This window comes from Xanthomonas hydrangeae (genome assembly GCF_032697525.1).
In the GTDB taxonomy this organism is placed as follows: Bacteria; Pseudomonadota; Gammaproteobacteria; order Xanthomonadales; family Xanthomonadaceae; genus Xanthomonas; species Xanthomonas hydrangeae.
Genome location: NZ_CP103836.1, coordinates 2,008,164 through 2,034,190, shown reverse-complemented (window position 1 = coordinate 2,034,190; position 26,027 = coordinate 2,008,164). Strand labels below are relative to the sequence as shown.

The window sequence follows — 26,027 nt, the reverse complement described above, 5'->3', positions numbered from 1 at the left end:
TTACAGGACTCGGGATTGGTATAAGCTTGGGAGTTCCTGCGGTGTCAAAGCCGTCCGAAAACCTGGGGATCATCACCGTGATCCGGGGCCCCCACTGAAAGAGCCATTGGCGCATGACGGAACAACTCGTTATCCACAGGCATGACTATGATGCCGGGAACCAGGGTCTGAGCTGGGCCCGCATTATCGGCATCGCGTTTGTAATTGCTTTGCACCTCACTGCACTGATGATGTTGCTGATCCCTGCAGTGGCGCCGAAGGCTCCGGCTGAGAAGGAGCGCACCACCATGGTCACCTTGGTGGATGCACCGCCTCCTCCCCCGCCGCCGCCGCCGCCGCCGCCGCCGGAAGACAAGCCGCCGCCGCCGGTCAAGAATCTGTCGCCGCCGAAGCCGTCACCGGTTCCGCCGCCGCCGGAAGCTCCGGTAGTCGACGTTCCCGAACCCCGTCCCAGCGATATCGTCACGCCGCCGAGCCCACCGTCTCCGCCGCAACCGCCGAATGACATCGGCGCCAGTGTCGATATCTCGTCCAAGAACATGAACCCGCCGAAGTATCCGCCGGCTGCATTCCGTGCCGGTGTACAAGGTGAGGTCATCCTGATCGTGGATGTGGATGCAAGCGGCAACGTGACCAATGTGTCGGTCGAAAAGTCCAGCCGCAACCGCGACCTTGACCGTGCCGCGATGGACGCAGCACGCAAGTGGAAGTTCAATGCTTCCACTGTCAACGGGCAGAAAGCCGCCGGACGTGTCCGCGTCCCGGTCAACTTTGCTCTGAACTGATCCCACGGGCCGGCCACGGTCGGCCCAGGATCCTGTCTTCCTTTCGCTCCACCCTTCATCACCACACACAACAAAGGTAAGCGTCATGCTGCAGGAATTCTTTATCGCCGCCGCTGCAGGGGGCTCCAATCCGTCGGCCGCTCTTTCGCAGATGGGCTTCGAGCATCTGATCACCGAAATGACCTCTCAGCCCGGCGACTTCGCCGTGTCCTGGGTCGTTCTGATCACCCTGATCGCCATGTCCGCTGCCTCCTGGTACTGGACCGTCATCAACATTTTCCGCGCCACCCGTCTGAAGAGCGCGGCTGACCGCGTCACCACCGCGTTCTGGGATGCTCCGAATGCACAGGACGCCATCCGCGCCATGGAAGAACAGCCGGCTTCCGAGCCGTTCTCCAAGATCGCGCTGGACGCAGCCCAGGCTGCCGCTCACCACCAGCGTGCCGAAGGCACCAGCGCCGGCGGTCTGGGCGAGAGCCTGAGCCGTTCCGAGTTCGTCGATCGCGCCCTGCGTCAGGCCGTGACCCGCGAAAGCACCCGTCTGCAGTCCGGCATGACCCTGCTCGCCACCGTCGGTGCGACCGCACCGTTCGTCGGTCTGCTCGGTACCGTGTGGGGCATTTACGGCGCGCTGATCAAGATCGGTGCAACCGGTTCGGCTTCCATCGACGCCGTTGCCGGCCCGGTGGGTGAAGCGTTGATCATGACCGCGATCGGTCTGTTCGTCGCCATCCCGGCGGTGTTCGCGTTCAACTTCTTCTCCAAGGTCAACAGCTCGGTGATCGCCAAGTTCGACACCTTCGCTCACGACCTGCACGACTTCTTCGCCACTGGTTCGCGCGTTCGCTAATCCGTAGTAAAGAACGACTTCGCAACGATTTAGACGGAGCCCGTTATGGCCTTCAGTAGTGGAAACAGCGGTGGCCCGATGGCCGACATCAATGTGACGCCCCTCGTGGACGTGATGTTGGTGCTGCTGATCATCTTCATCATTACGGCACCGCTGATGTCCCATAAGGTCAAGGTGGAGCTGCCCGAGGCCAATCTGGTCCAGAAGGAAGAGCCGGAGAAACGTGCCGCGCCGATCACCCTGGCCGTCAAGGAAGACGGGTCGCTGTACTGGAACGACGAGCCGGTCTCCAAGGAAGCCTTGGAGTCGCGCCTGTCCACCGCCGCACAGCAGACACCGCAACCGCCGCTCAATCTGCGTGGCGACCGCACGACCAAGATGCGTACGATCAACGAGATCACCAAGATCGCGCAGGGTCAGGGCATGTTGGACATCGGCTTCGTCGCGACCAAAGAGAAGGGGCAGTAAGCCATGGCATTCAGTACCGGTGGAAACCGTGGCCCGATGGCCGATATCAACGTCACGCCCCTGGTGGACGTGATGTTGGTGCTGCTGATCATCTTCATCGTGACCGCGCCGATCATGACCTACCCGATCGCCGTGGATCTGCCGCAGCGGGTGCTTAACCCGCCACCGCAGACGACCGAACCGCCGCCGCCGATCGAGTTGCGGATCGACGCCAGCAACCAGGTGTTCTGGAACAACAGTCCAGTGCCGGTGGCTCAGTTGCAGCAGAAGATGGAAGAAGTGATCGCCAGCGATCCGACCAATCAGCCGGAACTGCGCATCGATGCGAACCAGGACGCGGAGTACGAGGTGATGGCCAAAGTCCTGGCTGCGGCAAAGAACTCGCAGATGAAGAAAATCGGCTTCATGCAGTAAGACATCGCAAGACCGCAACACAACAGTCATGACGCGACTGCAAACGCCACCGGAAACGGTGGCGTTTTTTTATGCGTGATCGATTCGCGCCGCGACGCTTCGGCTCGGTGGTCGAGCGTTGTTTTTGCACTGAGGCCAGTGCAGATGCGGAATATGCAGTGATGGCCAAGGTAGTGGCTGCGGCAAAGAACGCGCAGGCCGCTCGCATCAGTTTTGTGCAGTAGATAATGCAGTTACTACTGAAGTAAACGGTGCAGTAAATAGCGCAACGGGGCAGAAAAACTCTGCTCCGTTGCGAGTAATGGGATGCATAACGTGCAGTTGGCTTAAAGCAACCGAGAAAAACGACAAAACGCAGCGGCCGGCCATCAGGCGTCTGGACCGCACGCGAGAATTCGGGTGTTATCTGCGACCTCAAGACCGCCGAGCTCCGTGTTTCGGTAAGTGCCGTCGCTTCGATAGACGCGCTTAGACGATTGAATCTCTCAAACGTTAGCCGACGAATTGCGCAGTATCTTCAGATACGCGCGCACAGTCGCATCCAGACCTCGATACAAGGCTTCGCCGATCAGCGCATGGCCGATCGAGACTTCGAGCACGCCCGGGACAGCCTTGAGAAAATCGCCAAGGTTGTCCTGCGACAGATCATGCCCGGCATTGATGCCCAGCCCTGCGGCGCTGGCACGTTGCGCGGCGCCGGCAAACAGCACGAATGCAGCGTCTGGCTGCCCGCTCAGATGCGCCTGCGCATACGGGCCGGTGTACAACTCGATGCGGTCTGCACCCAGCACCGCCGCCTGCGCGATCTCGGCATTACCGGCATCCACGAACAGACTGACGCGCGCACCAATCGCTTTGAATGAGGCAATCAGCGCAGCGAGCTGTGCGGTGTCCTGTGAAAAGTCGAAACCGTGATCGGAGGTCAGTTGCCCGTCGCCATCGGGCACCAGGGTGACCTGCTCGGGACGCGTGAGCCGGCATAGCTCCAGCAGCCCCGGATAACCGTCGCGCGGTGGCGCGAACGGATTGCCTTCGATATTGAATTCGACCCGCTGCTCGCGCGCCAGCGTGCTGAGTGCCAGCACGTCGTCGGCGCGGATATGCCGCTGGTCCGGGCGCGGATGCACGGTGATGCCGTGCGCGCCGGCCGCGATGCAGGTGCGTGCGGCCTGCACGACATCCGGATCGTGCCCGCCACGCGAATTGCGCAGCACCGCGATCTTGTTGACGTTGACGCTCAGCTGGGTGGTCACAACGTCGCTCTCAGGCCTGCGGCTCGCCGTCGCGCGTGGCGGCCAGTGCGGCGGCCTTGCGGGCCTCGGCGATCTCGCGCAGGCGGCGCAGTTCTGCCGGGTCGATCATGCTGCTGGTATCGCGCTGGGTATCGCCCATGCGCGAGGCGAACCAGCCGCGCGTCCACAGCAGCAGCAGCAGCAATGCCACCAGCAGTGAGACCACCAGCAACCACACGTGCGGCGTGCTGAAAGCCAGCACCAGCGCACCCAGTGCCATAAGCAGAAACAGCCAGTGCATGACGAGCTCCCCAATCAGTGGCGGCAGTGTAGCGCCGCGCCCGGTGCGGTTCCACGTGGGCGCGGTGGGTGCGGCTCAGAGCAGGGGCGACAGCAGCCGTGCGAAGGCTTCGGGAAGGCGCGAGCGCCATAGGGGGCGGCGGCGCACGAAGCGCACTTCCTGGGCTTTTTCCAGGTCGCTGCCGATCAGCCCCGCCAGTTCTGCCGCCACCGCCTGGTCGCGGAACAGCATCGACAACTCGAAATTCAGCCGGAAGCTGCGGCTGTCGAAATTGGCGCTGCCGACGATGCTGATCTCGTCGTCGACCAGCAACGCCTTGGTGTGCAGCATGCGCGGGCCGTATTCGTAGATGCGCACGCCGGCTTCGAGCAGTTCGTCGAAATACGAGCGCGCCGCATAGGTGACCAGGCGCGAATCGCTGACGCGCGGCACCAGCAGGCGCACATCCAGCCCGCCCAATGCGGCCGAGGTCAGCGCCATGCGCGCGGCCTCGCCGGGGACGAAATATGGGGTGACCAGCCAGACGCGATGCCTGGCCTCGTGGATCGCGGCGACCATCAGCCGGTGGATGGCTTCCCAAGAGGAATCCGGCCCCGACACCAGCACCTGCGCGTCGACATCGCCTTGCGCGCGGGTCGGCACGTCCTCCGGCCACAGCTGTTGACCGTGGAAGGCCGGGCGGCCCTGCCGGGTGGCGTAGAGCCAGTCTTCCAGGAACACCAGCTGCAGGCTGCGCACCACGTGGCCCTGCAGACGCACGTGCAGATCGCGGTAGGCGTCGCTGCGCACCTGCTCGTTCTCGTCGTCGGTGACGTTGATGCCGCCAGTGAAGCCGATCCGCCCATCGATGACGATCACCTTGCGGTGGGTGCGCAGGTTCAACCACGGGCGCTTGAACGGCTTGAGCAGCTGCGAGGGATGGAACCAGGCGGTCTCCACCCCGGCCTCGCGCAGCGTGCGCAGGCTGCGCCGCGTCATCGCCGAAGAACCCACCGCATCCAGCAACAAGCGCACCTTGACGCCGGCGCGCGCGCGTTCCATCAAAGCCTCGCAGATCGCGGTGCCGCTGCGGTCCGGCTGGAAGATGTAGTACTCCAGATGGATGTGGTCGCGCGCGTGACCGATCGCCTCGATGATGGCGGCGTAGGTGGCAGCGCCGTCGACCAGCCAGTGCACTTCGGTGGCGCTGCTGGGCGCCAGGCCGGTGGTGGACTGGGCGATCTTGGCCAGCTCGGTGCAGTCGGCATCGGGTGGGCAGACGCTGTCGTAGCTTTCCATGCCCGAGCGCGAACGGCCGCGACGCAGGCGCTGGCGTTTGACCTTCTGCGGGCCGAGCCAGTAATAGATCAGCAGGCCCAGATATGGCAGCGCGGCCAGCGACAGCACCCAGCTGAGCGTGGCCACCGGCTCGCGCTTCTGCAGCACGATCCAGCTGGCGATCCACAGCAGGTACAGCACGTAGGCGGCGAGGAGAAGCGCTTCGAGGTGGGGAATGGTGGCCAGCCAGTCCCACGCGCCCTGTGCAGATGCGAGCATGCGCGGATTCTACGGCCCGCACGCCTCACTGCGATGACCAGGCAGCCAACGCGACGGCAGTGCTCTGGGATGAAAGCTTCATCGTGTCGCGTGCGCGGTCGCGGCATGTGAGACCTGCCGGCCGTACGATGGCGCGATGGCAACTGCAATCAAGGGCCGGGGTGCAACCGGCCACCTGCCCGGACGCTTCGAAACCACCACCCAGCAGGCGGTGGACGATGGCTGGTACGCGGACGACAGCGAGGAGTTCGCCGCGCCGGCATTGCGTACGCAGGTCACCGAGGAAACCGCGCGCAGCATCATCAGCCGCAATCAATCGCCGGATATCGGGTTCTCGCAATCGGTGAATCCGTATCGAGGCTGCGAGCATGGGTGCAGCTACTGCTTTGCGCGGCCCTCGCATGCGTATCTCAATCTCTCGCCCGGACTGGATTTTGAGACAAAGTTGTTCGCCAAAACCAATGCGCCGGCGCTGCTACGTCGCGAGTTGTCGCGGCCCAGCTATGTACCCAGCCCGATCGCATTGGGCATCAACACCGATGCGTATCAGCCGATCGAACGTAAGCACGCGCTGACGCGGCAATTGATCGAAGTGCTATGGGAGACGCGGCATCCGTTCACGCTGATCACCAAGAACGCGTTGGTGACGCGCGATCTGGATCTGCTTGCGCCGCTGGCACGCGAGGGGCTGGTCAACGTGTATTTCTCGGTGACCACGCTCGACCCGCATGTGTCGGCCAAGCTCGAACCGCGCGCGTCCGCGCCGCATGCACGCCTGCGCGCGATGCGTACGTTGCACGAGGCCGGCGTGCCGGTCGGGGTGATGGCCGCGCCGGTGATTCCGTGGATCAACGATCACGAACTGGAAGCGATCCTGCAGGCCGCCGCCGATGCTGGCGCCCACAGTGCCGGCTACGTATTGCTGCGGCTACCGCACGAAGTGGCGCCGCTGTTCCGCGACTGGTTGCAGACCCATCATCCACAACGCGCCGAGCATGTGATGAGCACGATCCAGCAGCTGCGCGGCGGCAAGGATTACGACAGTGCCTTCGGTACGCGCATGCGCGGACAAGGCGTGTATGCGGATCTGCTGGCGAGACGCTTCGCGCTGGCCCACCGCCGCGCCGGTTTCGATGCACGCGAGATGCCGCCGTTGGACACAGGGAAGTTTCGGCGCCCTGCTCCGCCGGCCAAGCCGGTCAAGGAGTCGCCGCAGGGGCAGTTGTTCTAGGGGCGGGAATCGGGATTGGGGAATCGGGAATCGCAACAGCGCAGCTCTTCTGCCGTTGCGATTCTCCATTCCCGATTCCCTATTCCCCGCCGTACAGCGCCTGCGCCGACTGAAACAAAATCCAGCTCGTCGCAATGAACTTGTCGCCGCCGACCGGGCGGTTGCCGCGGTGGGTGTGGGTGAACGCGGTGGGAGCGATCAGCAGGCTGCCGGTGCGTGGGCGGGCCTTGCGCTGCTGGAACAGGAATTCGGTTTCGCCTTGCTCGAACTCCTCGTTGAGGTAGAGCGTCCACAGCAGATGGCGGTGCAGCGTTTCGGCGCTGGCATCGCGTGGATACAGCTCGCAATGCCAGTACGGATAACCGCCCTGGTCGGCGGCGTACCACTGCAGATTGATCGCTGCCGGGCGCAGGCAGGTGCGCGCCAGATCGCCCAACGCCTGATCGCTCATCTGCACGATGTCTTCGGCAACCAGGCGATGCGGGCCGCCGTCGTCGGTGGTGACCTGCAGCATCAGTGGTGAAATCAACGCCTGCGGGTAACGCCGCAGATAGCCGAGCAGGCCTTGGAAAACAGCTTGTTGCAGGCGGTTTTCCACCTCCGCCCACTCGGCCATGCCGCTGATGCGCAGATCGCGGCTGTGTTTGAGTTCGGGAAACACGCCGCTGCCGACGCGCCCGGGTTGCAGCTGCTGGCTGGCGCGCATGCGTTGCACGATGGCGGCGCAATCCTGCCGCGACACCGCGTTGTCGGTGATCTGGATGAAGTCGGGTTGGTCCATGCCATGACGATAGCAACCTCGACATCGGCCTGCACAGTCGGTGCCTCGATCGCACCCCGCCTGGATCGTTTCGCTGCGCCATATCGCAGATCAAGAGCTTGGGTTCGATGCAATGGTTCGAAGCGACTCGCCAGCCTTGCGTGTTTCGCTGATCAGCGGGATGAGTGGATGCCAAGGCCAAGCGTGGAAACGCCGCATGGCGCTGTCCCTGTCCCTGACGAATGACGAATGACGAATGACGATGCTGCGCTCCGAGAAGGTGCTGTATGCGGCTGCAGCGTGTGCACGACCGTAAAAGAAAAACCCCGCCGAAGCGGGGTTTTTCATCACGCGTACCGGGAAGCGTCGATCAGAACTTGTAGTTGATCGAAGCGGCCAGCACGTCGCCCTTCACGGTGTAGCTGCCAGCCAGGCGGTCGCCGGTGGCGCTGCGGGTGTCGCTGGTCGGATCGCTGGTGAACAGGTGGGTGTAACCGAAGTTGTATTCGGCCTGCTGCGACGGACGCCAGCTCAGACCCAGCGAGACCCACTTGCGGCTCGCGTCCGGCACGCGCACGTCGCGATGCTCGGCGGTGGTCGGGGTCTGGTCGTAGGCCAGGCCGCCACGCAGGGTCAGCGTCTCGCTCATGCGGTAGTCGGCACCGATCGAGGCGAAGGTGGTGTCGCGGTAGGAGAAGTCCAGCACGCTGTCGGGCTGGTTGGAGGCGAAGTCCACGGTCACCTGGTCGAACTTGCTCCAGGCGGTGCGGGTGACGTCGGCCATGATCGACCACTGCTCGTTCACGTTGTGGGTGAAACTGGCGGTGGCACTGGCCGGCAGCTTGACGGTGGCGCGGCCCTTGGTGTCGACGAAGGTGCCCGGTGCGGCGACGCCCAGCACGGCAGCGGCGTTAGGCGGGGTGGTGAAGTCGGCGTCGCCGTCGGTGATCTTGTGCTCCACTTCCGAGCGGTAGCTGAAGCCGATGTGGGTGTTCTCGTCGATGCTGAACAAGCCGCCGAGGGTGAAGCCCACTTCGGTGCTGTCGCCCTTGATGCGCGAGTAACCGTCGGCGCTACCCGGTGCGAAGCCCGGCACGCGGCGCGCGGCCAGCACGCTGCCGAAGTCGACCGCATTGGCCAGATCGATATCCAGACGCTCGGCGAACACCGAGGCACCGAAGGACACGTACGGGTTCACGTCGTAGGAGAAGGCGACATTGAAGTCGATCGCCTGCAGCTCGGTCTTGGTGCCGTGGTAGCGGCCGACCCAGTCGCGGTCGTATTCGGTCTTGAAGCCGAACGGCACGGTCAGCGAGGTCCCCAGGTGCATGTTGTCGTTCTCGCCGAACGGCACATGGAAGTACATCGCCGGGACCGGGGCGATCATGCCGGCGTCGCCGCCATTGCCGCCGGAGACCGGGGCGCCATTGGCGTAGGTGGCGGTGTCGGGCTGGAACTTGGCCGAGAAGCTGATGGCGCTGACGTCGGCCTGGAACAGGCGACCGTCGAGCTGACGCATGCCGGCCGGGTTGTTGGCGATGATCGAGGCGTCATCGGGGGCGCTGCCGGAACCGGCGAAGGCGCGGCCAAGACCCTTGGCGCTGTTTTCCTTCAGCTGGAAGGCGGCGCCGTGGGCCTGGCCAACGGCCAGTACGCCGGCGATACCGACGGCCAACAGGGTGGCGCGGCTGAGAGTGGAAGCGGTAGACATAAGATGGTGCTCTCCGGATAAAGACTGCAGTGGTCGGTACAGCGCCCGCGCCCAGCGGCAAGTGACTGCTGGAGCGCGCCGGAGACCCCCCCCCGACATACGACGCCGTACGCAGTATAACCACGACGATTAACCGAACAATAACGAAGTGCGTTTTGGCTGGCTGGACAGGTTGGGGATGGGTTCAGGAGCGTGAACCCGCTAGAGTGCCACTCCGATGTTCGTCTCTCTCCCCTCCCGCAAGAAACCTACCCCCCGCTGGGCGGTGCCGTTGCTGTTCGCCACCGTCTGGCTGGCCTACCTGTGGTCGATCAGCCGGCCGGGCGAGGCACGCAACACGCTATGGCTGGACTGGGGCGCGCTGTCCAGCGGCGTCTCCAACCTGGGCGACTGGTGGGCGACCCTGCGCGACGGCAGCGTGCTGCGGCTGTTCACGGCCCTGTTCCTGCACGCGGACTGGTCGCACCTGCTCGGCAACCTGGTGTTCCTGCTGATCTTCGGGCTGCCAGCCGAGCGCATTTTGGGGCCGTGGCGGTTGCTGCTGCTGTTTCTGGTCGGCGGCGCGGCCTCCAACCTGGCGGCGATCTTTGCGATCGGCACGCCGGACCGGGTGATCATCGGCGCCTCGGGCGCGGTGTCGGCATTGATCGGCACCTATCTGGCCCTGTTTCCCGGCGCCAAGCTGGGCGTGGTGCTGCCGCTGGGGGTGTTTCTGGAATTCATCCGGGTGCCGGCGCCGCTGCTGATCGGGGTGTGGGCGATGCTGCAGGTGGTGTTCGCCTATATCGGCCCGGCGTTCGGCATGGTGGCGTGGTCGGCGCATATCGCCGGTTTCGTGTTCGGCATCGTCTATGGCCTCTACGTGCGCGCGGCGATCGCGCGGCGGCTGCGCAAGCGCCACGGGTTTTAACGCGGCGAGCCACGCATGGTGGATGACCCGACGGCGCTGATGCAGGCATTGCGTTCTGGCAGTGACCGGTTGCGCTGCCTCGGCCCTGCTGGCGCGCCTATAATCGCCGGCATGGCCAAGCCTTTGTACAAAGTCACCTTCCTCAATCATGGCAAGGTGTACGAGCTTTACGCGCGTGAGGTCACCAGCAGCCATCTGTGGGGCTTCAACCAGATCGGCGAGCTGGTGTTCGACGTGCACGACGGGTTGGTGGTGGATCCCACCGAAGAACGGTTGCGCGAAGAGTTCGGCAACACCAAGACGCTGCACCTGCCGATGCAGAGCATCGTGCGGATCGAAGAGGTCGAGAAGAAAGGCCAGTCGGTGATCCGTGATGCCACCACCGGCGACAAGGTGGTCACGCCGTTCCCGCTGCCGACCAAACCGCGCTGATGCGCATTCTGGTGCCCGACGATTACCAGGGCGCGGTCCGCCAGCTGCCCTGTTTGCAGCGGTTGCAAGGGCACGATGTACAGGTGCTGGGTGCGCTGGCCACCGATCCCAACGAATGGGCCGAGCGACTGGTGGAAGCCGATGCGCTGGTGCTGATTCGCGAGCGCACTCGCGTGGACGCCACGCTGCTGCGGCGTTTGCCGCGGCTCAAGTTGATCAGCCAGACCGGCCGCATCGGCGCGCACGTGGACGTGGCCGCGTGCACCGAGTTCGGGGTGGCAGTGGCCGAAGGCGTCGGCTCGCCGGTGGCGCCGGCCGAGCTGACCTGGGCCTTGATCCTGTCGGCCAGCCGGCGGCTGACCGAGTACCAGCGCGCGCTGCATCAGGGCCGCTGGCAGGCGCTGGGTGATCCCGGGTTGGGGCGCGCGTTGCACGGGCGCACGCTGGGCATCTGGAGTTACGGGCGGATCGGCCAGCGCGTGGCCGGCTTCGGGCGTGCGTTCGGCATGCAGGTGCTGGTGTGGGGCGGCGAAGCCTCTTGCGCACAGGCCGCGCGCGATGGGTTCGAGATCGCCGACAGCCGCCATGCCTTGTTCGAACGCAGCGATGTGCTGTCGCTGCATCGGCGCCTGAGCGCGCAGACACGCCATCAGGTGACCGTGGACGATCTGGCGCGCATGCGCCGCGATGCCTTGCTGGTCAACACCAGCCGCGCCGAATTGATTGCGCCAGGTGCGCTGTTGGCCGCGTTGGACGCAGGCCGTCCGGCGCAGGCGGCGGTGGATGTGTTCGAACGTGAGCCGGTGCTGGATGCGCGCGATGCGTTGCTGCAGCACCCGCGCGTGTTGGCGACGCCGCATCTGGGCTATGTGGAACGCGACAGCTACGCGCTGTACTTCGAAGCGGCATTCGACAATGTGCTGGCGTTTGCCGCAGGCACGCCGTGCAATCTGGTCAATCCCGAGGCGTTGGCGATTGCGCGATAGCGGTTGTTTGAAGTGGGTGATCGCTTGTTTTTCGGGAAGGCTTCTCGCGACCAGGGTCGCTCCTACAGAAGCATTCGCGCTGCGGCACGGCTCGTTGCATGACGTTACATCCGGTCAACGCTACGGTTGCCGGGTGATCGGGGTGTGCGCGCAGATGGCGTTGCAGTGCAAGCGCACATCGATCGCGCCGAGTGCGCAGCGGGTGTAGCTCACCCGCTGCGCCGTGTCCGGATCACTTGACCGGTTCGGCCGGTTTGGGTTTTTCCGCAGGCGCGGTCGGTTCGGCTGGCGGCGCTGGCTTGGCTTTTTCTGCCGGTTCGGTGGGCTTGTCGGTGGGCTTGGGCTTGTCACCGGTCGCCGGACGCGCTGCTGCCGGCTTGGGTTCGGCCGCTGTCTTGGCGGCCTTGGCCTTCTGCGCGGCCTGCGCCTTGGCTTTGAGCGCGGCCTGGGCCTTGGCGGCCGAGCCGGGCTGCTTGAGTTCGGCCAATGCGGCGGCGATCGGGCCATCGCCCGGCAACACGTCGCCGGCGCTATAGCCCTCTTCGCCCTCGGCATCGCCGCGCAGATGGCCGGGCAAGGTGGCTTCGCTGTAGTCGGTCAGGCTGGACGGCAGGTCGGCGTCGCCCGGTTGCGGTTCCGGGGTGAGCAGCACTTCCGGCACGATGCCGCTGGCCTGGATCGACTTGCCGCTGGGCGTGTAATAGCGCGCGGTGGTGAGCTTGACCGAGTCGCCGTTGTCCAGCGGCAGCACGGTCTGCACCGAACCCTTGCCGAAGGTACGGCTGCCGATGATGCGCGCGCGCTGGTTGTCGCGCAGCGCGCCGGCCAGCACTTCCGAGGCGCTGGCCGAGCCGGCGTCCACCAGCACGATCACCGGCACCCCGCCGAGCAGATCACCGGGGGTGGCGTCGAACTTGGCATCGCTGATGGAGATGCGCCCGCGGGTGCTGACGATGTTGCCCTTGTCGAGCAGATCGTCGGCCACCTGCACCGCGGCGGTCAGCAGGCCGCCCGGATTGCTGCGCAGATCCAGCACCAAGCCGCGCAACTTGCCGCCGGCCTGCAGTTGCTTGAGGTTCTTCTGGAAGTCGGCACCGGTGTCGGCCTGGAAGGTGCTGATGCGGATATAGCCGTAGCCCGGTTCCAGCAGCTTGCTGCGCACGCTGGCCACACGGATGGTCTCGCGCTGCAGGGTGACGTCGAACGGCTTGGGCGTCTTGTCGCGCACGATGGTCAGCACGACCTTGCTGCCGGATTCGCCGCGCAGCGGCTCCATCGCCTTGCTGGCGTCGATCGGCTTGCCGTCGATGGCCACGATCACATCGCCGGCGCGGATGCCGGCGCGCGCGGCCGGGGTGTCGTCGATCGGCGCGATCACCTTGAGCGTGTTGTCCTGCTGCTGCAGCAATTCCACCCCGATGCCGTCGTAGGCGCCGGTGGCCTGTTCGTCGAAGGCCTCGGCGTCTTCCTTGTCGAAATAGGTGCTGTGCGGGTCCAGATCCGAGAGCAGACCACGCACGGCGGCATGCATCAGCTTCTTGTCTTCGACCGGATCCACATACGCCTGCTTGACCGCGTTATAGACCGCCACGAAACGGCGGATCTCCTCCAGCGGCACCTTGGACACGGCGGCTTCATTGGCTTCCGGATCGTCCGCAGTGGCCTGGGCGGCGGCGGTGCCGGCCTTCTGTGCCCAACCGGGCGACGCGAACAAGGCCAGCGACAGGGCAACGGACAGGACAGCTACGCGCATGAAGCACTCCGGAAGAGAGAAGACGCCCCACAACGTGGCGCCGCCTGGATTATGCGCGAAGCAGCGATAAATCCGCGTTGAATTGCCGTTGCCTGCTGCAACTGCGCAGATGCACGCGCGGTGGCGTCGCTGTGCGGTGCGCATCGTGCTGGCGATGACGCGGCCAGACGCGCTGCCGGGCACAGGCGACACCGCACCGGGAGCGCTCGCCCGATGGCTGCGCAAGCAGCTTGTCCCGGTTTCCTGAGTGGTCGCCTCAATGGTCGCTTCAACGCGATGCACGTCTGGTCACCGGGACGCGGCAGCGCGGCTCACCGCACCTGCACTCAGCGCCGCTGCAACCAGCTCGACGGATCCACCGGCTGCCCATTGCGACGCAGTTCGAAGTACAACGCCGGCACGCCCTGCCCGCCCGAGCTGCCGACCTTGGCCACCGCCTCGCCGCGCTTGATCGATGCGCCGGCATCGCGCAACAGCGTGTCGTTGTGCGCGTACAGGCTCATGTAGCCGTTGCCATGGTCCACGATCAGGATCATGCCGTAGCCGGTCATCCAGTCGGAGAACACCACCGTGCCATCGGCCACGGCGCTGACGGTGCTGCCCTTGGGTGCGCCGATCAGCACGCCCTTGCTGGTATGGCCGTCCGGCAAGGTGGCGTTGAAGCGGGCCAGCAGGTTGCCCGACACCGGCCAGCTCAGCCCACCGACCTTGGGGGCCGGCGCGCTGGCGATGACCTTGGGCGGCGTCTTGCCCGGCCGGTCGGGACGATCGGTGCGATCGGTTTTGGCGCGCTTTGCCTGCGCGGCCGCTTCGGCAGCGGCGCGTTTGGCAGCCGCGCGGCGTTCGGCTTCGGCCTTGGCGGCGGCCGCGCGCAGATTGGCGAGCAGCTGCTCCAGCGACTTGGCGTCCTGGCCCAGGGCTTTTTCGCGTTCGGCGCGCTGTTTGTAGCGATCGTCCAGCTGGGCGACGGTGACCGCCTGCTGCGAGCGATCCTTCTGCAGCGAAGAGGCTTGCGCTTTTTGCTGCGCACGCGCGCTATCCAGTGCCTGGCGTCGGCTGGCGATGTCCTGTTCCACTTTCGCCAAGGCCTCCAGCTGCGTGGTCAGTGCCTGGATGCGCTGCGCGCGCGCGTTCTGCACGTAGCGATGGTCGGCCAGCCGGCGCGTGGCATCGCCGACCGTGTCTTGCGACAACAGCACCTTCAACGGCGCGTTGCGGCCGAGCTGATCGGTTGCGCGCAACAATGCTGCCAACTGCACGCGCTGGGTCTGCAGGCCGCGCTGCAACTGCGCGCGATCCTGCTGCAGTTTGCTCAGGTGCTGCTCCTGTTCGCGCATCGCCGATTCGGTCTCGCTCAATGCACGTGCGGTCTTGGCCACCTTTTCATCGGCCTGGCGCAGTTGCTGGGCGGCGGTGCCGCGCTTGCCTTCCAGTTCGCGCCGGTCGGCAGTGATGGTCTTCAATTCATCGCGCAGCTGCTGCAGTTTGCGCTCGGCCTCGCGCTGGCTTTGCGCGCTTGCACCGGCGCTGCCGAGCAGTGTGCAAGCCAGCATGGCCGCCGCCAGCCACGCGCGTGAGCGGCCGGTGGCGGGGGCAAGCGGCGGGCGCGAGCGCGGTGCGGGCGAAGGGGGCAACGAACGGTCCAGTGACTTCAGGCAGGTGCGCGATTGTAGCCAAGCATGGTGTGATCGCCGCCACGCCCCAGATAGCCGCCGCCGCGCGAGGTTCAGCATGAAGTCCCAGCATCTTCTCCTGATGGTGTCCCTGGTCTGCACGAGCGCCTGGGCCAACGAGGACATCAGCAAGGTCAACGGCCGCATCAGCGCCGAGGCCGGCCAATCCTATGGCGCCCTGGACACCGTCAACGGCTCCATCGAAATCGGTGCCGGTGCGCAGACCAAGAGCGTGGAAACGGTCAACGGCAGCATCCAGATTGGCGAGCGCGCGCGCACCGGTGGCGTGTCCACCGTCAATGGTGCGATCGGCCTGGGCCAGAAAGTGGTGGTGTCCGGCGGGCTGGAGACGGTCAACGGCAGCATTCTGGTGGAGCGCGGCAGCCAGATCAGCGGCGGCGTGGAAACCGTCAACGGCAGCATCGGTCTGGTGGAAACCGAGCTCGGCAAGGGCATCGAGACCGTCAATGGCGATATCACCGTGGGAGTGGGCTCGCATGTGCATGGCGGGATCGAGGTCACTAAGCCCAATTTCAGTCTTTCGTTCAAGCCGTCGCGCAAGCCGCGGGTGGTGATCGGCCCCAATGCGGTGGTGGATGGGCAGCTGCAGTTCGAGCGCGAGGTCAACCTGTATGTGCATCGCACCGCCAGGATCGGCGCGGTCACCGGCGCCACTGCGCGCAGTTTCGACAGCGACGTGGCGCCCAAGGACTGACGCGCTCACCACAGTCAACGCCTAGAATCGGGGGACCTTCGCCGCACGAGGAGTCCCGATGCCCCGCAAGATCCTGTTGTGCCTGGCCGCGACGCTGGCCCTGGCCGGCTGCAAACGTGAGCCCGCCGACGCACCTGCCGCGCCCAGCGCGCAGACCCCGGCCGATACCGCACCCAGCGCACCGGTCAGCCGGCACGCGTTCTCGCCGGAGATGACGACCGGCGACTTCGCCGAGTTGGTCAAGACACTGGCCTCGGACGATTTCGAAGGGCGCGGTCCGGGCACAGCGGGCGAAGAGAAGACCGTCACCTATATCCGCGACCAGATGCAGCGCATCGGGCTGCAGCCGGGCAATGGCGATAGCTGGTTCCAGGACGTGCCGATGGTGGAAACCACCGCCGATGCAGCCACCGCACCCAGCCTGCGCAGCGGCGATCAGACGCGCGCGCTGGCCTTCGGCACCGACATCGTGGTGGGCACGCGCACCGGCCAGGCCGAGGTCAAGCTGGACAACAGCGAGCTAGTGTTCGTCGGCTACGGCGTGGATGCACCCGAGCAGCAGTGGAACGATTACGCCGGCCAGGATTGGAAGGGCAAGACGGTGGTGATGTTCGTCAACGACCCCGGCTTCCACACCGGCGATGCCAAGCTGTTCGACGGCAAGCGCATGACGTACTACGGGCGCTGGACCTACAAGTTCGAAGAAGCCGCGCGCAAGGGTGCGGCTGCCGCGTTGATCGTGCACGACACGCCCGGCGCCAGCTACGGCTGGGATGTGGTGAAGAATTCCTGGGCCGGCCCGCAATACGACCTGCCGGCCAAGGACGACACCGACCCGCGCCTGCCGGTGCAGGGCTGGATCAGCGCCGAGACCGCCAAGCAGTTGTTCGCCAACGCCGGCCTGGACCTGGCGCAGGCCTACAAGGACGCCAGCAAGCGCGGCTTCAAGCCGGTGCCGTTGAAGGCCAGCTGGTCGGTGGACCTGAAGAGCACCATCGCCGAAAAGACCTCGCGCAATGTGGTCGGCGTGCTGCCGGGCAGCAGCCACGCCGATGAGGCGGTGCTGTACATGGCGCATTGGGATCACCTGGGCAAGCATCCGGGCGAGAGCGGCGACAACATCTACAACGGCGCGGTGGACAACGCGACCGGCGTGGCCGGCATTCTGGAAATCGCCGATGCCTTCGCGCATCAGGACCCCAAGCCGGCGCGCTCGGTGGTGTTTGTGGCAGTGACGCTGGAGGAATCCGGTTTGCTCGGATCCAAGTATTACGTGGCCAATCCGAGTTTCCCGCTGGACAAGATCGCTGCGGTGATCAACCTGGATGCGATGTCGGTGGCCGGGCGCGCGCGCGATGTCACCGTGGTAGGCATGGGCAGCTCGGAGCTGGAAGACATTCTCAAGCCGATCGCCGCGATGCAGGGCCGCACGTTGCACGCCGAGGCTACGCCGCAGAGCGGCTCGTATTTTCGCTCGGATCATTTCAACTTCGCCAAGGCCGGTGTGCCGGCGCTGTACGCCGATGGCGGCGAAGACCTGCGCGAGGGCGGCACCGCTGCCGGACGTGCAGCCGCCGAAGACTATGGGCGCAATCGCTACCATGCCCCTGGCGATCAGTACGATGCGGCCACCTGGAAACTCGATGGCACCCTCGAAGATCTGCAGGCCGTGTACGGCGTGGGCAAGGAAGTCGCCGCCGGCGAGCGTTGGCCCAACTGGTATGCCGGCAATCCATTCAAGGCCGCGCGCGACCGCATGATGGTCGGCAAGCCGGGTGCGGATCCGCAGGCACCTGCTTCTGCTGCTGATGGCAAACAGGCCGATCGCAAGCAGGGAGCGCCGGCGCATTGAGTACACCGAGTGCGCGCACGGCCTCAAGCACGCATGTGTGGAGTCGCGTTGCGATCGATTGCGTGTGACAACAAGGCCGGCGCGCAGCCTGCGGTGTCAATCAACAGGGCCTCCAGTTGGAAGCCCTGTTCAGTGCTGCAGTGCTGCCCGGCTAACGTGCTCAAACACCACCACGCGATTGCGTCGGTGATGGATCAGTCGTTGTCCGCGCTGACCACGTGCCCATCTTCCGGATCGATGTGCAGGTCGACCTTCTGCCCGCCACGCTGCTCGGCGTCGGCCTTCCATAGGCCGTCCTTGAACTTGAGGTCGTGCACGTTGGAATAGCCGTTGGTCGATAACGCCGCGCGGATATCGGCCTCGCTCAACTTGGAGGTGGTCTGGTCGCCGTACACGCGCCCGGTCACCGGGTCGATGCGCACATCCACATCCTTGCCATCGCCGCTGCGCGCATCGGCGGTCCACACTCCGTGCTCGAACTTGACGTCGTGCACCTTGGTGTAACCCTTGCTGGTGAGCATGCTGGTGACTTCGGCGGATGTCAGCGCCTTGGCCGGCTTATCGGCAGCGGCTTGAGCAAATGCGCCATGCGATGCCAGCGCGAGTGCGCCGATCAGCGCGGTCTTCATCAATTGATGTGCCATGAGACTGCTCCTGCAGTGAAGTGAGCCCATGCTGGACGCGCCGTCATCGCCAGCGGGTGAAAAAACCGACGTCGCGGTGGTACGAGTTCAGGCAGCTGAAATGTTTGCACCGGTCTTCATTCGCCTTGCACGTGATGTTTACCTTCTGCAGGACGTGGCTGCAGTCATGTGCGAGGTCGTCGATGACGCGATTGGGATGGTTGCGCTGCGATTCGCACAGGAGCCAGAACGATGCATAGCCCGGACGGACGCATAAAATCGAGCCGCCTTGCGGCGGCTCGATCCGATCACATCAAGGTGTGACGCGTGTGATGCCCGCTGCCCACGGGGACAGGATCGACATCTGCGGCCGGTCGGTGCCGTCCTTGTTCGGCTGTAGGGTATACGCGTAGGAGCCCCACCAAGCACCTGCGGCCCACCACGTCCAGCCCAACCAGACATCGTCGTTTCTCTGCATATACTTGAGCATGCCATACAGCGCACTATTACAGGTCTTGTTGCTGGCACTGCCGAATTCGCCAAGGAAACCGCGCTTGTGATTGGCGCGTAGCCACTCGGTGAAGCTGCGCAGACGATCGGCACCGATGCTGGAATTGACGCACACGTTGGTCGTGCCGCTGGAATCTGCGTCCAGATACTGATGCACCTCGAACGCGTAGTTGTTGAGGGGATCGTAGATGGACGCCAGCGCGGTGGCATTGGAATAGCCATCGCTTGTGAGCGAGGACCAACTGTGCGCACCGGTCCAGAGAACGCCTGGGACCAGGATCAAATTGTTGGCACCGGTGGCGCGGATGGCGTCGATCGCCGCCTGGGCGCTACCGGCCCATCCGCTGGCAGACACGCCATTGGGCTCGTTCATCAGGCCGAAGATCACGGCATTGTCGTTGCGGAACACCAGCGCAAGACGCCGCCATAAATCGGCGAACGTGGCGTTTTGCACGTCGCTGCTGTCGATCTTGTAGCCGTTGTATTTGGCGTAGTTGTGGATGTCCAGCACCAGATACATGCCCGATGCCTTGGCGCGTGCCACCGCCTGTTGCACCAATGCCAGTTGCGCCGGATCCAATTCGCCGCGCGCACTCGGTTGCAGGCGCTCCCACAGGATGGGAAGACGGATGGTATTCATGCCTACACCTGCGAAATAGGTGTAATCGCTTGTTGCCGGATACATATAGTCCTTGTTGAGGATTCCCGGCTTTTTGGAAGACGCGAATTCTGCGCCTGAGAGATTGACGCCGGCGTATTTCAGTACGCGCGTTCTTGCGTGGGCGAGCGGCAACGTGCCGATCAGGAGGAACAGCAGGGCGCAACGGACAAGGTTGCGAAGCGAGTGAGAAACGGCAGACATAAAGCAACTCCTTAGACGACGGGGAAGATGCGTCGCAGCACCCTTCTGTACCTGCGACCTGCGCGAAATGCGCTGCATCCGTCGTCTTTAATGCATCTGCCGTACCGAACTTCGGGAACATTAACCTTGAAGTAAATGTGGGAATGATGCGCAGTCATATATCGCATAGGTCACTTTTCGAATCAGCGCGTTATAGCGTGAGGCGTGGAATGCGGCAGCGCAGGCTTTTGAAGCCGGGATGCGTGCAAAGCTGTGTCGAAATACCATCGTATGGACGCGCTTGCTGTCAACGGTCCGGCGTCGGATCACTGACGTAACAATGCAGTGACACGCGCAGCGAACGCATAAGTGTTTCCCTTTGTCGTCTATGTTTTACCGCAGACATTTATTAACTAAGCGATCCGCTTTGCACGGCTTTGTGGCTGACGCGCTGGGCAGGATCATCCGGATGCATGCACGCGGGCTTGGCAGCAATCTGCTAGGGCAACCAGCGCCATAGCACCGAGGATCACGCACCAACTGAAATACCTTCGTCCCCGGCGTCAGGCAGGTGACGAGAGATTTTTCAAATTGCAATGAGGGTGTTGCACTTGGATATCGAGTCCAAGCTGTGTAACCGCATGTTGCGATGACGCACACAAAAGAGCCGCCTTGCGGCGGCTCGATTGGATCATGGCGAGATCACATCACATCAAGGGCTGAAGCGTGTCGCATGGGTCGCCTGTGGCGACAGGATCGACATCTGCGGCTTGTCGGTTCCATCCTTGTTGGGATGCACGCTGTATTCGTAACTCACGTTCCACCATGAACCGGCAGCCCACCAGGTCCAGCCCAGCCAGACATCTGCATTGGTTTCCATATACTCGAGCACGCCCTGCAGCGCTGCATTGCAACCGGCATTGTTGCCGGTGCCGAATTCGCCCAGAAAACCGCGTTTTTGATTGAGGCGCAACCACTCGGTGAAACTGCGTAGCCGATCGGCGCCGACGGTGGCACTGACGCAGACATTGCTGGTGCCGCTGGAATTGGCATCCAGGTACTGATGCACTTCGAACGCGTAGTGGTTGAGTGGGTCGTAGATGGAGGTCAGCGCGGTGGCGTTGGAATACCCATCGCTGGTGGGCGAGTACCAACTATGCGCGCCGGTCCATAACACGCCGGGGACCAGAATCAAATTGTTTGCACCGGTGGCCCGAATGCTGTCGATGCCTGCCTGTGCAGCGGCAGCCCAGCCACCTGCCGATACCCCATTGGGCTCGTTCATCAGCCCGAAAATCACCGCGTTATCGTTTTTGAACACCAGCGCAAGGCGGCGCCATAAATCGCTGAAGGTCGCAATCGGAACTTCAGCAGTGCCTATTTTATAACCGTAGTATTTGGCATAGTTATGGATATCCAGCACCAGATACATGCCCGATGCCTTGGCGCGGGCCACTGCCTGCTGCACCAATGCCAATTGAGCCGGATCCAGCTCGCCACGTGCGCTGGGTTGCAGGCGCTCCCACAAAATGGGCAGGCGGATCGTATTCATGCCAACGCCCGCGAAATAGGTGTAATCGCTGGCAGGCGCGTACATATAGTCCTTGTTGAGGACTCCCGGCTTTTTCGACGATGCAAACTCGGCACCGGAAAGATTGACTCCGGCGTAGGTGAGTGCGCGTGTCTGCGCATGAACCTGCGGCAAGACGCCAAGCAGGATGAGAAGCAGTGCACAGCGAACAACGCTGCGCAGCGAGCAGGAAACAGAAGACATAAAGCAACTCCTTGAACGACGGGGACGATGCGTCGCAGCCGGTTGCGTGCGATTTGCGCCAAGTGCGCTGCATCGGTAGGACTTAATGCATTGGCTGTGCCCGATCGCGCAGCACACTGAGCGTTAAGTAAATGTGCGAGCTCACTCCCAGTCACAATTCGCCGGGGTCACACTCCGCACCAGCACGCTGTAACGCGCGGCAGAAAAAAGCGGTCGCGCACGCTTCGGCACACGGTCAGCGCGGACGGTGTGCTGTCGAAAGAACGTCGTATGGATGCGTCTGCTGCCAACTGCATGACGCCGATTCATTGGCGCCGTGCACGGTTGCGCCCGCATGCTCAGCGCATGCGAGGCGTGGTTTGCAGACGGATGCGAGGTGCCGCTGTTAGCGGGCGATACGCTGCGCGCGGGCGCTCAGGATCGTCATCTGTGGCTTGTCGCGTCCCTGCGCATCGGGCTGCACGTTGAATGGATAGGTCCGGTTCCACCATGCACCGGCTGCCCACCAGGTCCAGCCGATCCACACATCGCTGTTGGTTTCCATGTACCCCAACATATTGTTGAGTGCGCTGTTGCAGGTCGCGTTGTTGCCGGTGCCGAATTCGCCCAAAAATCCGCGTTTGTGATTCAGGCGCAACCACTGGGTAAAACTGCGCAGACGTTCGGCACCGACGGTGCTGCTGACGCAACCGGCGCTGGTACCGCTAGAGTCGGTATCCAGGTATTGATGCACTTCGATGGCGTAGCGATTGAGCGGGTCGCGAATGGATGCCAGTGCCACGGCATTGGATTGCCCGGCGACGGTGGAATACCAACTGTGCGCGCCGCTCCACAGCGCACCGGGAACCAGAATCAGATTGTTGGCGCCGGTTTTGCGGATGGTGTCGATCGATGCTTGTGCTGCGGTGGCCCAGGATTGCGGATTGATGTCGTAAGGCTCATTCATCAGCCCGAAGATCACCGCGTTGTCGTTCTTGAAGGCGATCGCCAGACGACGCCACAAATCGGTAAAGGTGCTGATCGGCACGCGGCTGCTGCCGATCTTGTTGCCGTAGTACTTGGCGTAGTTGTGCACATCCAGAATCAGATAGACCTTGGCGGTCTTTGCATTGGCGACCGCCTGCCGGATCAGTGCCAATTGCGCCGCATCCAGTTCACCGCCAGCCTTGGGTTGCAGGCGCTCCCACAGGATGGGTAGCCGAATGGTGTTCATGTGTTTGCCGGCGAAGTAGCGGTAATCGCTGGCAGCCGGATACAGGTAGTCGACGTTGAGCACGCCGGGTTTTTGCGAGGATTTGATTTCTGCGCCAGAGAGATTGACGCCGGCATACTTCAGGCGATTGCCGCTCTGTGCATGTGCAAGCGGCATGATGACAAGCAGCAGTAATGAGAACGCGCAGCTAAGCAGCCGGCGTGTCCGGGGGGGAGAGGGCAACATGGGTGACTCCTGAAGCATTCGCGGGGGGAGATGCATTGCACTGGCGTGGACCTGCCACGTGCATGACGACAATGCAACACCTACACCCTAGGCGCATCCGTACATTCAAACTACGAATGCGAGATATCACTTAATTGGAGCTGTGAGCGACTTGGCACTTATTGCCAAACATACACGTGCTTTGATGTGGTAAAGCGCGCGCCGCGCGATCGTCATCTCAGCACACAGGTCGCACTCTGTGCGGCAACCCTGTATCGCCTGCTGAGCATTCGAGATGGAGTGACGTTGCAGGTTGTCTTGCGATTACAACACTGCACATCGATGCAGTGGCGTGCCTTGCATCAACGCAGATCGCAATTGCACGTATAAAACTCACCTGGTGCGCTAACGGAACGTCGGCACTTGCGATGTAGTGCATGTGAGGTTTGTGCGCTGCGTCGTGATTGCGGCAACACTCCATCACTGCGGATCCTGCACGACGCGTGGCCCGATTGCGGGGCCACCGCGCATTTGCGCGTAGCGCTGTGATGCCAGCGCCCGCACACTCGATGCTTCGGCATAGCGCATGTCATACATGCACGACAAAAAAAACGGTGACCGCAGCATCCTGCTGCGACCACCGCATTCGAACAGACCGGCGAGTGTTACTTGGTGGCGCGGCGTGCGTACTTGCTCAGGATCGAGATCTGCGGCTTGTCGCTGCCATCCTTGCCCGGCTGCACGGTAAAGAAGTAGTCCGGCTTCCACCATGCACCGGCGGCCCACCAGGTCCAGCCCAGCCACACGTCGCTGTTCTTTTCCATGTAGGTCAGCATGCCTTCCAGCGCCTGGTCGCAGACCGGATTGTTGGCGGTGCCGAATTCGCCCAGAAAGCCTTTCTGCTTGTTCTCGCGCAGCCATGCGGTGAAGCCGCGCAACTTCTCTTCGCCAACCGTGGCGCTGGTGCACACCGGCTTGGTGCCGCTGTAGTCGCTGTCCAGATATTGATGCGCCTCGAAGGCCAGGTTGTTGCCTGGGTCCTTGAGGATCTCCAGCGCCTTGGCATTGGAACCGCCATAGTTGGAACTGCGCCAGCTGTGCGCGCCGCTGTAGGCGGTGCCCGGCACCAGGATCAGATTCTTGGCGCCGGTCTTGCGGATCGCGTTGATTGCGCCTTGCGCCGCTGCTGCCCAGTCGGTTGCGGAAATCCCGTTGGGCTCATTCATCAGCCCGAAGATCACCGAGGTGTCGTCCTTGAATTCCACCGCCAGCCGGCGCCACAGATCCGCCACTGCGGCGGCGGGCACATCGCTGGTGCCGATGCGCTTGCCGTTGTACTTGGCGTAGTTGTGCACATCCAGGATCAGGTATTGCTTGTTGGCCTTGGCCGCAGCCACCGATTTCTTCAGTAGCGCCAACTGCGCCGGATCTAGATCGCCGCTGAGCTGTGGCTGCAGGCGTTCCCACAGGAACGGCAAGCGGATCGTATTCATGCCTTTGCCGGCGAAGTAACTGAAATCCGACGCGGCCGGATAGGTGTAGTCCTTGTACAAGGTGCCCGGCTTCTTGCGCGAGTTGAACTCGGCGCCGGAGAGATTGACACCGACATATTTCAGGCCGGCAGATTCTTTTTTCGCAGCGGCGGGCTCTTTTGCCTGCGCCAACGGCATTGCGGCGAGCAACGTCAGTGCGAGTGCGGCACTGCGTAACGAGGGGAAATGTGCGGGAGAGCGAAACATGAAGCCTCCTTCGGCATCGACGTGAGTGGCCGCAGGGGGAGGGCACGGCCAGCAGGGATGGTGCAGGGCAGGATGGTGGTTGGTCAGCGTAGAAGCTTTGGCGTTAGTGCGCCATTCACGCCTACTGCAGCGATTTGATCGCGCAAACGCCTGCAAGACGCATCTCGCCGCTGCGGTGGCGTTCGCAACGCGACAGGCAAGACGCACTGTCACAGGAGTGCGACAGGCGCTTGTTTTAATCTAGAGCCCGCTTACTTTTGTCTCCTGTACTTGTTGCGGGGGACGCAACGCCCGGAGTCTTTATCCCAATGAGCAAAGCCCACGCTTACGCCGCCCAGACCGCCGATCAGCCGCTTGCACCGTTCGTGTTCGAACGGCGCGCACCCGGCCCCGACGATGTACAGATCGACATCGCCTATTGCGGCGTGTGTCACTCGGATCTGCATACCGCACGCAACGAGTGGCACAACACGCTGTACCCGTCGGTGCCCGGCCACGAGATCGTCGGCCGTGTGACGGCCGTTGGCGATGCGGTCACCGGCTTCAAGGTCGGCGACCTGGCCGGTGTCGGCTGCATGGTCGACAGCTGTCGCAGCTGCGCGTCCTGCCAGGAAGGCGAAGAACAGTATTGCGAGCAGGGCTTCACCGGCACCTACAACGGGCCGATGTTCGGCGGCGGCGAGAACACCTACGGCGGTTACTCGGACCACATCGTGGTCGATCAGAAATACGTGCTGCGCATCTCGCACAGCGACAACCTGGCCGCCGTGGCGCCGCTGCTGTGCGCCGGCATCACCACCTATTCGCCGCTGGCGCATTGGAAGGTCGGTCCCGGCCAGAAAGTGGGCGTGGTCGGCCTGGGTGGCCTGGGCCACATGGCAGTGAAGATCGCCAAGGCGATGGGTGCCACCGTGGTGCTGTTCACCACCTCCGAGAGCAAGCGCGCCGATGCGTTGCGTCTGGGTGCCAGCGAGGTGGTGATCTCCAGGGACGAGGCGCAGATGGCCGCGCAAGCCAACACACTGGATTTCATCCTCAACACCGTGGCCGCGCCGCACAACCTGGACCCGTTCCTGGCTGCGCTCAAGCGCGACGGGGCGATGGTGCTGGTCGGCGTGCCCGAGCACTCGCACCCTTCGCCGAGCGTGTTCAATCTGATCATGAAGCGCCGCACGCTGGCCGGTTCGTTGATCGGCGGCATCCGCCAGACCCAGGAGATGCTGGATTTCTGCGCCAAGCACAACATCGTCTCGGACATCGAAACGATTCGCGCCGACCAGATCAACGAGGCCTACGAGCGCATGCTCAAGAGCGATGTGAAGTATCGCTTCGTGATCGACATGGCCACGCTGGACAAGGCGGCCTGATCCCCCAGCGCGCCCGGCAATCGATGCAGCCCTGCAACAGGGCTGCACGTCAGGCGCCTGCGTGATCGAATGCAGCGTGGACCCGGCAGTGACCGCGTCCACGCTGCTGCCGGATGACACCGGCCACCGGCTGCAAGTATCGCCGGA

Annotated in this window: 23 protein-coding genes and 1 pseudogene; 11 read left to right on the top strand and 13 right to left on the bottom strand. The window is 63.6% G+C overall.

Annotation, left to right across the window (positions count from 1 at the left end; genetic code table 11):
* Positions 1-113 precede the first annotated feature (113 nt).
* From NYR97_RS08445 to NYR97_RS08430, 4 genes are all read left to right on the top strand, one after another.
* On the top strand, positions 114-785 hold the full coding sequence (locus NYR97_RS08445) for an energy transducer TonB (protein WP_006451797.1): 672 nt from the start codon (positions 114-116) through the stop codon (positions 783-785).
* Between the two features lie 85 nt (positions 786-870).
* Positions 871-1,635: a TonB-system energizer ExbB gene (gene exbB / locus NYR97_RS08440; protein ID WP_006451798.1), complete on the top strand. Its 765-nt coding sequence runs from the start codon at positions 871-873 to the stop codon at positions 1,633-1,635.
* Positions 1,636-1,680: 45 nt separating this feature from the next.
* On the top strand, positions 1,681-2,103 hold the full coding sequence (locus NYR97_RS08435) for an ExbD/TolR family protein (protein WP_023901932.1): 423 nt from the start codon (positions 1,681-1,683) through the stop codon (positions 2,101-2,103).
* Between the two features lie 3 nt (positions 2,104-2,106).
* Positions 2,107-2,517: an ExbD/TolR family protein gene (locus NYR97_RS08430; RefSeq protein ID WP_023901933.1), complete on the top strand. Its 411-nt coding sequence runs from the start codon at positions 2,107-2,109 to the stop codon at positions 2,515-2,517.
* 485 nt (positions 2,518-3,002) lie between these two features.
* Here NYR97_RS08430 and NYR97_RS08420 read toward each other — a convergent pair whose 3' ends face one another.
* From NYR97_RS08420 to cls, 3 genes are all read right to left on the bottom strand, one after another.
* Entirely contained in the window at positions 3,003-3,770 is a 768-nt protein-coding gene (locus NYR97_RS08420) for a pyridoxine 5'-phosphate synthase (protein ID WP_316697511.1), read from the bottom strand.
* Positions 3,771-3,780: 10 nt separating this feature from the next.
* Positions 3,781-4,050: a hypothetical protein gene (locus tag NYR97_RS08415; RefSeq protein WP_205393099.1), complete on the bottom strand. Its 270-nt coding sequence runs from the start codon at positions 4,048-4,050 to the stop codon at positions 3,781-3,783.
* A 75-nt stretch (positions 4,051-4,125) separates the two neighbouring features.
* A complete protein-coding gene (gene cls / locus NYR97_RS08410) occupies positions 4,126-5,586 on the bottom strand; it encodes a cardiolipin synthase (protein WP_205393100.1) in 1,461 nt (486 codons plus the stop codon).
* 136 nt (positions 5,587-5,722) lie between these two features.
* On the opposite strand from cls, the gene NYR97_RS08405 reads away from it, so the two are divergent.
* Positions 5,723-6,817: a PA0069 family radical SAM protein gene (locus NYR97_RS08405; protein ID WP_205393101.1), complete on the top strand. Its 1,095-nt coding sequence runs from the start codon at positions 5,723-5,725 to the stop codon at positions 6,815-6,817.
* 79 nt (positions 6,818-6,896) lie between these two features.
* Here NYR97_RS08405 and NYR97_RS08400 read toward each other — a convergent pair whose 3' ends face one another.
* Entirely contained in the window at positions 6,897-7,598 is a 702-nt protein-coding gene (locus NYR97_RS08400) for a 2OG-Fe(II) oxygenase (RefSeq protein ID WP_316697510.1), read from the bottom strand.
* A gap of 349 nt (positions 7,599-7,947) precedes the next feature.
* Positions 7,948-9,288, bottom strand: a complete 1,341-nt coding sequence (locus NYR97_RS08395) for an outer membrane protein transport protein (protein WP_316697509.1) — start codon at positions 9,286-9,288, stop codon at positions 7,948-7,950.
* Positions 9,289-9,505: 217 nt separating this feature from the next.
* Between NYR97_RS08395 and NYR97_RS08390 the strand changes: the two genes are divergently transcribed.
* The 3 genes from NYR97_RS08390 (at position 9,506) to NYR97_RS08380 (ending at position 11,616) form a co-directional block, all read left to right on the top strand.
* Entirely contained in the window at positions 9,506-10,198 is a 693-nt protein-coding gene (locus tag NYR97_RS08390) for a rhomboid family intramembrane serine protease (RefSeq protein WP_023901941.1), read from the top strand.
* Between the two features lie 111 nt (positions 10,199-10,309).
* On the top strand, positions 10,310-10,630 hold the full coding sequence (locus NYR97_RS08385) for a DUF1820 family protein (protein WP_205393104.1): 321 nt from the start codon (positions 10,310-10,312) through the stop codon (positions 10,628-10,630).
* Positions 10,630-11,616 carry a D-2-hydroxyacid dehydrogenase family protein gene (locus NYR97_RS08380; RefSeq protein ID WP_316697508.1) on the top strand — a complete coding sequence of 329 codons (987 nt, stop codon included), beginning with the start codon at positions 10,630-10,632 and terminating at the stop codon, positions 11,614-11,616. The genes NYR97_RS08385 and NYR97_RS08380 overlap by 1 nt, the downstream gene beginning before the upstream one ends.
* A 232-nt stretch (positions 11,617-11,848) precedes the next feature.
* On the opposite strand, the gene NYR97_RS08375 is transcribed toward NYR97_RS08380, so the two are convergent.
* Both NYR97_RS08375 and NYR97_RS08370 read right to left on the bottom strand, forming a co-directional pair.
* Positions 11,849-13,369, bottom strand: coding sequence for a S41 family peptidase (locus tag NYR97_RS08375; protein WP_316697507.1), 1,521 nt, complete (start codon positions 13,367-13,369; stop codon positions 11,849-11,851).
* Positions 13,370-13,695: 326 nt separating this feature from the next.
* Positions 13,696-15,003: a murein hydrolase activator EnvC family protein gene (locus NYR97_RS08370; protein WP_316697506.1), complete on the bottom strand. Its 1,308-nt coding sequence runs from the start codon at positions 15,001-15,003 to the stop codon at positions 13,696-13,698.
* A gap of 97 nt (positions 15,004-15,100) precedes the next feature.
* Here NYR97_RS08370 and NYR97_RS08365 point away from each other — a divergent pair, with 97 nt between their 5' ends.
* On the top strand, positions 15,101-15,757 hold the full coding sequence (locus NYR97_RS08365; protein ID WP_205393108.1) for a DUF4097 family beta strand repeat-containing protein: 657 nt from the start codon (positions 15,101-15,103) through the stop codon (positions 15,755-15,757).
* A 58-nt stretch (positions 15,758-15,815) separates the two neighbouring features.
* The gene (locus tag NYR97_RS08360) at positions 15,816-17,609 is read left to right on the top strand and encodes a M28 family metallopeptidase (protein WP_425613049.1); all 1,794 of its coding nucleotides are present in this window, start codon (positions 15,816-15,818) and stop codon (positions 17,607-17,609) included.
* Between the two features lie 194 nt (positions 17,610-17,803).
* Here NYR97_RS08360 and NYR97_RS08355 read toward each other — a convergent pair whose 3' ends face one another.
* From NYR97_RS08355 to NYR97_RS08335, 6 genes and pseudogenes are all read right to left on the bottom strand, one after another.
* Complete coding sequence (locus NYR97_RS08355) at positions 17,804-18,253, bottom strand: PepSY domain-containing protein (RefSeq protein ID WP_316697504.1); 450 nt, start codon at positions 18,251-18,253, stop codon at positions 17,804-17,806.
* A gap of 292 nt (positions 18,254-18,545) precedes the next feature.
* Positions 18,546-19,604: a glycoside hydrolase family 5 protein gene (locus tag NYR97_RS08350; RefSeq protein ID WP_316698108.1), complete on the bottom strand. Its 1,059-nt coding sequence runs from the start codon at positions 19,602-19,604 to the stop codon at positions 18,546-18,548.
* Positions 19,605-20,013: 409 nt separating this feature from the next.
* Positions 20,014-20,135: pseudogene (locus NYR97_RS22425) on the bottom strand (IS30 family transposase); the annotation flags it as partial.
* 160 nt (positions 20,136-20,295) lie between these two features.
* Complete coding sequence (locus tag NYR97_RS08345) at positions 20,296-21,357, bottom strand: glycoside hydrolase family 5 protein (RefSeq protein ID WP_316697502.1); 1,062 nt, start codon at positions 21,355-21,357, stop codon at positions 20,296-20,298.
* 385 nt (positions 21,358-21,742) lie between these two features.
* Entirely contained in the window at positions 21,743-22,738 is a 996-nt protein-coding gene (locus NYR97_RS08340; protein ID WP_316698106.1) for a glycoside hydrolase family 5 protein, read from the bottom strand.
* Between the two features lie 701 nt (positions 22,739-23,439).
* Positions 23,440-24,513 (bottom strand): glycoside hydrolase family 5 protein, encoded by a 1,074-nt coding sequence (locus tag NYR97_RS08335; RefSeq protein ID WP_316697500.1) that lies wholly within the window; start codon positions 24,511-24,513, stop codon positions 23,440-23,442.
* A gap of 308 nt (positions 24,514-24,821) precedes the next feature.
* Here NYR97_RS08335 and NYR97_RS08330 point away from each other — a divergent pair, with 308 nt between their 5' ends.
* Positions 24,822-25,880 (top strand): NAD(P)-dependent alcohol dehydrogenase, encoded by a 1,059-nt coding sequence (locus NYR97_RS08330; RefSeq protein WP_316697499.1) that lies wholly within the window; start codon positions 24,822-24,824, stop codon positions 25,878-25,880.
* Positions 25,881-26,027: the final 147 nt, after the last annotated feature.

Excerpts from the sequence above, each read along its gene's own strand:
- NYR97_RS08350 (WP_316698108.1), bottom strand. The coding sequence starts at position 19,604 with ATGTCTGCCGTTTCTCACTCGCTTCGCAACCTTGTCCGTTGCGCCCTG.
- NYR97_RS08400 (WP_316697510.1), bottom strand. The coding sequence starts at position 7,598 with ATGGACCAACCCGACTTCATCCAGATCACCGACAACGCGGTGTCGCGG.
- cls (WP_205393100.1), bottom strand. The coding sequence starts at position 5,586 with ATGCTCGCATCTGCACAGGGCGCGTGGGACTGGCTGGCCACCATTCCC.
- NYR97_RS08345 (WP_316697502.1), bottom strand. The coding sequence starts at position 21,357 with ATGTCTTCTGTTTCCTGCTCGCTGCGCAGCGTTGTTCGCTGTGCACTG.
- NYR97_RS08385 (WP_205393104.1), top strand. The coding sequence starts at position 10,310 with ATGGCCAAGCCTTTGTACAAAGTCACCTTCCTCAATCATGGCAAGGTG.
- NYR97_RS08375 (WP_316697507.1), bottom strand. The coding sequence starts at position 13,369 with ATGCGCGTAGCTGTCCTGTCCGTTGCCCTGTCGCTGGCCTTGTTCGCG.
- exbB (WP_006451798.1), top strand. The coding sequence starts at position 871 with ATGCTGCAGGAATTCTTTATCGCCGCCGCTGCAGGGGGCTCCAATCCG.
- NYR97_RS08395 (WP_316697509.1), bottom strand. The coding sequence starts at position 9,288 with ATGTCTACCGCTTCCACTCTCAGCCGCGCCACCCTGTTGGCCGTCGGT.
- NYR97_RS08415 (WP_205393099.1), bottom strand. The coding sequence starts at position 4,050 with ATGCACTGGCTGTTTCTGCTTATGGCACTGGGTGCGCTGGTGCTGGCT.
- NYR97_RS08445 (WP_006451797.1), top strand. The coding sequence starts at position 114 with ATGACGGAACAACTCGTTATCCACAGGCATGACTATGATGCCGGGAAC.
- NYR97_RS08330 (WP_316697499.1), top strand. The coding sequence starts at position 24,822 with ATGAGCAAAGCCCACGCTTACGCCGCCCAGACCGCCGATCAGCCGCTT.
- NYR97_RS08335 (WP_316697500.1), bottom strand. The coding sequence starts at position 24,513 with ATGTTTCGCTCTCCCGCACATTTCCCCTCGTTACGCAGTGCCGCACTC.
- NYR97_RS08380 (WP_316697508.1), top strand. The coding sequence starts at position 10,630 with ATGCGCATTCTGGTGCCCGACGATTACCAGGGCGCGGTCCGCCAGCTG.
- NYR97_RS08430 (WP_023901933.1), top strand. The coding sequence starts at position 2,107 with ATGGCATTCAGTACCGGTGGAAACCGTGGCCCGATGGCCGATATCAAC.
- NYR97_RS08390 (WP_023901941.1), top strand. The coding sequence starts at position 9,506 with ATGTTCGTCTCTCTCCCCTCCCGCAAGAAACCTACCCCCCGCTGGGCG.
- NYR97_RS08355 (WP_316697504.1), bottom strand. The coding sequence starts at position 18,253 with ATGGCACATCAATTGATGAAGACCGCGCTGATCGGCGCACTCGCGCTG.
- NYR97_RS08365 (WP_205393108.1), top strand. The coding sequence starts at position 15,101 with ATGAAGTCCCAGCATCTTCTCCTGATGGTGTCCCTGGTCTGCACGAGC.
- NYR97_RS08360 (WP_425613049.1), top strand. The coding sequence starts at position 15,816 with ATGCCCCGCAAGATCCTGTTGTGCCTGGCCGCGACGCTGGCCCTGGCC.
- NYR97_RS08405 (WP_205393101.1), top strand. The coding sequence starts at position 5,723 with ATGGCAACTGCAATCAAGGGCCGGGGTGCAACCGGCCACCTGCCCGGA.
- NYR97_RS08435 (WP_023901932.1), top strand. The coding sequence starts at position 1,681 with ATGGCCTTCAGTAGTGGAAACAGCGGTGGCCCGATGGCCGACATCAAT.